Here is a 5440-nt window from a genome sequence, read left to right as displayed (position 1 = left end):
TGCTGGCTCTTCAGGTTCTGCTGGTTCTTCAGGTTCTGTTGGCTCTTCAGGCTCTGTTGGTACTTCGGGGGCTTCTGGCTCGCTCTCGAGCTGCGTAATATAACGACTCAGTAGCGACTCAACATCATCTACGCTGGAGCCATCGCCGAGTAAAGGAGCTAATACACGTGCTGATTGCTGTTCAATGCTTTCGCTGCTGTTCATAAATGCTGTGACAAGCTCCTCACGAGGCAGCCCATCCGCCAGCAGCGCTGACCAGTACACTAAGCCTTCAGGGTCAGGCTCACGGTTCAAAACACTGTTGTAGAGTTGAGTTAGCCAAGTGGTATCGTTCAAGTTAGAAACGGTGGCTTCGAACTCATTAGACGCTTGAAAACTATTGGAAATCTCTTCTAATGCTAAGCCGTTGCGGTACTCATTGACCCAGTACTTGAGGCCTGAAGGATCGGCCGTACGTAATAGGTGAACACTATAGAGCGTAATAATAGTCTGGATTTGCAGCTGAAATTCATTGCTGGCCACCATTGAGTTAATAGTGGTTGCAACATCGGCAGTCCCGCTATCCAGGGCGGCAGTCCAATAATTAGCGCCAGCCTCATCCGGCTCACGCAACAAAATATCGTGATATAACGTAGAAACAAGCTCAAAATTGGTCATTTAACCAGCCCTTACAGAATGAATAGAAGGGGTGAATTTATTACTGAGTCATAGCAATTAAATTACTTAAATGTTTTATTTTTATGATACTTAGGGGCTAAGCGACTTATAGCAACGTGAAAAAACTTTTTCTTTAAAGCGTCATGTATTTGCAATGGCTAGCTGCGTAATCTCATGGTTGCCTATTTTCTCCATCGATTAAAAAAGGGAAACGCCATGAGTAACTTCCAACTTCAACTCCTGCACGCAGCCGATATGGAGGGGGGAGGGGGAGACCTGCTTAATGCACCCAATTTCATCTCTATCGTGGATCACTTAGAAGACCAATACGCTAACTCGTTGTTTGTTAGCTCGGGAGATTTAGTGTTGCCTGGGCCATACTTGAACGCTGCCGCTGATTCAAGCCTGCAGGCAGCCTTCCAAGCAGCAGTTGAAGAGATTTATGGGTTGGAAGCTGGCTCCATGAGCGGTATTACGGCCGCTTCTGGGCGCGTTGAGACTCTATTGATGGATCTGGTCGACGCGGCGGCCGTGACATTGGGTAACCATGAGTTTGATTTGGGTACCGGGCTGATCGAAGCAATGATTGCGTCGGTCGTGAACGGCGGTACTACGGCAGACGTTGAGTGGCTAGGTTCGCAGTTTCCTTATTTGTCCGCCAACCTGGATTTCTCAGGCGATTCCGCTCTAAGCGGCTTAGCGACCGAAGAAATATTAAGCCAAGACGCCTTCCAAGCCACCTTGGAGGAACTGTTGGCAGGCGCTAATAAGCCTAAGCTAGCTCCGGCGGTCATTGCTGAGCGTGGCGGAGAGAAAATCGGCATTATTGGCGTGACTACCCAAATTCTGGAGAGCATCTCTTCACCTGGCGATGTCAATGTGCTGACCGGTGGCAGCAATGACATGCAAGCCCTGGCCGAGCTTATTCAGCCCGTCATTGATGACCTTGAGGCGCAGGGCATCAATAAAATCATCCTCAGCTCGCACCTTCAGCAAATTCAGTTTGAAGAAGAGTTGGCGACACTGCTGGACGGCGTCGATATCGTCATTGCCGGTGGTTCTAATAGTCTTCTGGCAGATCAAGAAGACCAGGATCGTGGCTTATTCCCAGGGGCAGGCGAGCCCTATGACACTTACCCCATCGTTACTCAAGATGCTGCAGGTAACGATGTAGTCGTCGTTAATACCGACGGGGGCTGGCGCTATGTTGCCGAACTGGTGGTAGAGTTTGACGAACAGGGACGTGTGATTGCTGACGCCATCGATGAAAACTCTTCTGGTATTTACGCCTCTACCGATGAGCAGGTAGAAGCGCTGTGGGGAGACCTGGTAAGCGCCTTCGCCGAAGGCACTAAAGGTAATATTGCTAATGATTTAGTCGGCTCGGTGGGTGAGTTTGTTGCTGAGCAAGACGGCAATATCCTTGGTTTGACCGATGTATACCTGGTCGGTGAGCGGGCAGCGGTGCGCACCGAAGAAACCAATTTGGGTAACCTAACCGCGGATGCCAACCTCTGGTATGCCAAGCAGCTTGACGAAGATGTCGTAGTATCGTTCAAAAACGGCGGTGGGATCCGTGAACCGATTTGTAATGTCGTCGTAGAAGGAAGCGACAGTGAGCCAAGCTACCAAGCCCCAGGTGCCAATTCCGCCATTGGTAAACCAGAGGGCGGCGTATCTCAGCTGGATGCAGCGTCATCACTTCGGTTCAACAACGACCTAGCCATAATCACTATCACACGCAGCAAACTGCTGGAGGTTCTGGAGCATGCGGTTGCTGCATCGGCACCGGGGGTCACCGCAGGTCAGTTTGCCCAGGTGGGCGGTATTCAGTACAGCTATGATCTTAGCCAGCCCGCTGGCGAGCGCATCCAAAATGCGGTCATTGTTAATGACGATGGCAGTACCAACGATGTACTCGCCGCCAGTGGCCGCCTGGTAGGTAGTGCTGAAGAGGCTGTCAAAGTCGTCACGCTAGGCTTTTTGGCCGATGGCGGCGACGGCTATCCACTAGGTGAAGACAGCTACCAAGACCGGGTAGATCTTATGAGTGCCTTCGAGGATGACGGCCTCTTTGACTTCGCCGAAAAAGGCACAGAGCAGGATGCCTTCGCTGAATACATGGCCAGCATGTTCAGCGAAACGCCGTTTAGTGAACAAGAAACTCCTGCTAGCGAAGATCTACGAATCCAAAACCTTGGTGAGCGCAGCGATGCTGTCTTTGATGCCCCTGTCGATCCGCTGCTACGCCTTTACGATGCCGCTTTTGACCGCACAGCGGATGGCAAAGGGTTAGGCTATTGGCTTGACGTGAGTGAGTCGGCCAATCTGAATGATATTGCTGATAGCTTTGTGGGATCAGAGGAGTTTGCAAGGCAATACGGTAGTATAGAAAACGATGCCTATATTGAACTAATGTATGAAAATGTACTCGAAAGGGCTTCAGATGCGGCAGGTCAAGCATATTGGCTTGATAAGCTAGATAATGGAGCTGAGCGTGGTGCTGTTATGGTTGGTTTCACAGAGTCAGCAGAGAGCGTGATGCTGTTTGGCTAGTGAAGAAACCTAATTCTATTGGGTAAGCACGTTATTTATCTCACTCAACACCCAGTGCTTCCAGCGCCCCTACCCTAGGCAGGGGCGTTTCTGTTATGATGCCGCGATAATCCTCGCGTGACTTCTTTGATTCAACGGTGACCCTTCCATGGCAAAGCAACAGGAAGCAACGGATCTGCAGCGTGCATTAAGCGCCTGTAAGGGTTCGTTTGTATCGGTGGGCTTTTTTAGCATGTTCGTCAATTTGCTCATGCTAGTTCCCCCCATGTACATGCTCCAGGTGTATGACCGCGTGCTTACCACGCAAAGTCTCGATACGCTCATCATGCTGACGCTTGTCGTCGTCTTTCTTTTTATGGTGATGGGTGGGCTTGAGCTAGTTCGGTCAAGAATGCTGGTTAGGATAGGGAACCGATTAGATACTACGATTAATCAGCGCCTCTATGGTGCCATGTTTCGCCGTAGTTTAGTTGCACCAGGGGCTCAAAGTGCTCAGCCGCTAAATGACTTGACCAGCTTACGACAGTTTCTAACTGGGAATGGATTGTTTGCCTTTTTTGACGCCCCTTGGGTGCCCGTTTATTTAGGTATTCTGTTTATTTTTCACCCTTGGTTAGGGGTGTTTGCTACCTGTGCGGGCATTATTCTATTTGCGCTTGCGGTTGCTAATGAAAAATCTACTAAGACCTTACTTGCCGAAGCCAATAGCGAGCAAATTCAAGCACAAAACCTAGCCAACTCTAACCTGAGAAATGCTGAAGTACTGCATGCTATGGGCATGCTGCCCGGCATTATGGGACGCTGGTCAAAGCGCCACCATGAATTCCTTGCTAAACAGTCACAAGCGAGTGACCGTGCAGGCGCTTTGACCAATACGTCTAAAGTAATGCGTTTGCTCTTTCAGTCATTAATTCTTGGTCTAGGTGCGCTTTTAGTGCTCCAAGGGGAGATGACTCCCGGCATGATGATTGCCGGGTCTATTCTAATGGGACGTGCGCTGGCACCTATTGATCAAATGATCGGTGGCTGGAAAGGCTTTGTAGCCGCGCGTGGCTCGTACAGCCGATTAAACGAGCTACTGACGCAGATACCTGACGAGCAGCGTCATATGTCTCTGCCAGCGCCGAAAGGCATTATCGATGTGGAGAACGTAGCGGCTGCTCCTCCCGGTGCACGTATGGCTACCATCCGGGGTATTAACTTTAGCGTCGCTAAAGGCGAGCATGTTGGCATTATTGGCCCAAGTGCGGCAGGTAAATCAACGCTTGCCCGCGTACTGTTGGGGATATGGCCAACGCAGATTGGAGACGTACGACTTGATGGTGGTGCGATTAGCCAATACAACCGTGACGAACTGGGCCCCCACATTGGTTATTTGCCACAAGATATCGAACTCTTTGATGGCACCATCAGTGAAAATATTGCCCGTTTTGGGGAGATTAATGCTGAAAAAGTGGTTGCTGCGGCCCAAAAAGCGGGTGTTCATGAAATGGTGTTAGAGCTTTCTAATGGCTACGACACCGTTATTGGCTCTAACAGTGGAGCGCTATCCGGAGGTCAGCGCCAGCGTCTCGGGTTGGCCCGTGCCTTGTATGGTAATCCCGTACTCGTGGTGCTAGACGAACCTAATGCCAACTTAGACGATGCTGGTGAACGAGCGTTAGGCCAATCAATCGCTCAATTAAAAGCAGAAGGCACAACGCTGTTTGTGATAAGTCATCGAACCAGCGTGTTGAAAAACATGGATAAACTATTGGTAATGAAGGAAGGCCAAGTAAGCATGTTTGGACCTAGAGACCAAGTGCTTGCCCAGTTTGCTAAAAAATCGCGCCCCCAGGTTAGCCAACAAAACGCCACTCGCCTTTCTGCTATTGCAGGCGGTCGTGGAAATGGCAGCGAGGAGACGACATGAGCCAGCAGAAAGGCAAGGTTCCAGCCAATAGGGAAATTGATGTAACGCCCCAAGGTCCGGTTACTCTAGATGGCGAGGCCCAAGAGGCATTGCCAACGAGTGATAAAGGTTATCGAAAACTCGGTTACGCAATTTTAAGCATAGCGCTTGGCGGCTTCGTATTGTGGTCTGTGACAGCATCGCTGGCAGTCGCCGTGGTCGCCCCTGGTAATGTTTCCATGGAATCGTTTAAGCGCACCGTTCAACACCTTGAAGGCGGTATTGTACGAGAATTATTGGTGCAAGATGGAGACAAGGTAGAGGCGGGGCAGCCAC

Annotated in this window: 3 protein-coding genes and 1 pseudogene; 3 read left to right on the top strand and 1 reads right to left on the bottom strand. The window is 50.3% G+C overall.

The features are described 5' to 3' along the window. Positions 1-657, bottom strand: a 657-nt coding sequence (locus tag INT22_RS19805) for a DUF4214 domain-containing protein (protein WP_193068779.1), incomplete at its 3' end; no start/stop codon positions are given. A 216-nt stretch (positions 658-873) separates the two neighbouring features. Between INT22_RS19805 and INT22_RS19800 the strand changes: the two genes are divergently transcribed. From INT22_RS19800 to INT22_RS21670, 3 genes and pseudogenes are all read left to right on the top strand, one after another. Next, a complete protein-coding gene (locus INT22_RS19800; protein WP_193068778.1) occupies positions 874-3213 on the top strand; it encodes a DUF4214 domain-containing protein in 2340 nt (779 codons plus the stop codon). A 148-nt stretch (positions 3214-3361) separates the two neighbouring features. Continuing rightward, positions 3362-5125: a type I secretion system permease/ATPase gene (locus INT22_RS19795; protein ID WP_193060328.1), complete on the top strand. Its 1764-nt coding sequence runs from the start codon at positions 3362-3364 to the stop codon at positions 5123-5125. Next, a pseudogene (locus INT22_RS21670) lies at positions 5122-5440 on the top strand (HlyD family type I secretion periplasmic adaptor subunit); the annotation flags it as partial. The gene INT22_RS19795 and the pseudogene INT22_RS21670, both read left to right, overlap by 4 nt.

The sequence above is a fragment of the Halomonas sp. 3D7M genome (assembly GCF_014897885.1).
Taxonomy (GTDB): Bacteria; Pseudomonadota; Gammaproteobacteria; order Pseudomonadales; family Halomonadaceae; genus Vreelandella.
This window is presented reverse-complemented; position numbering and strand designations above follow the sequence as displayed.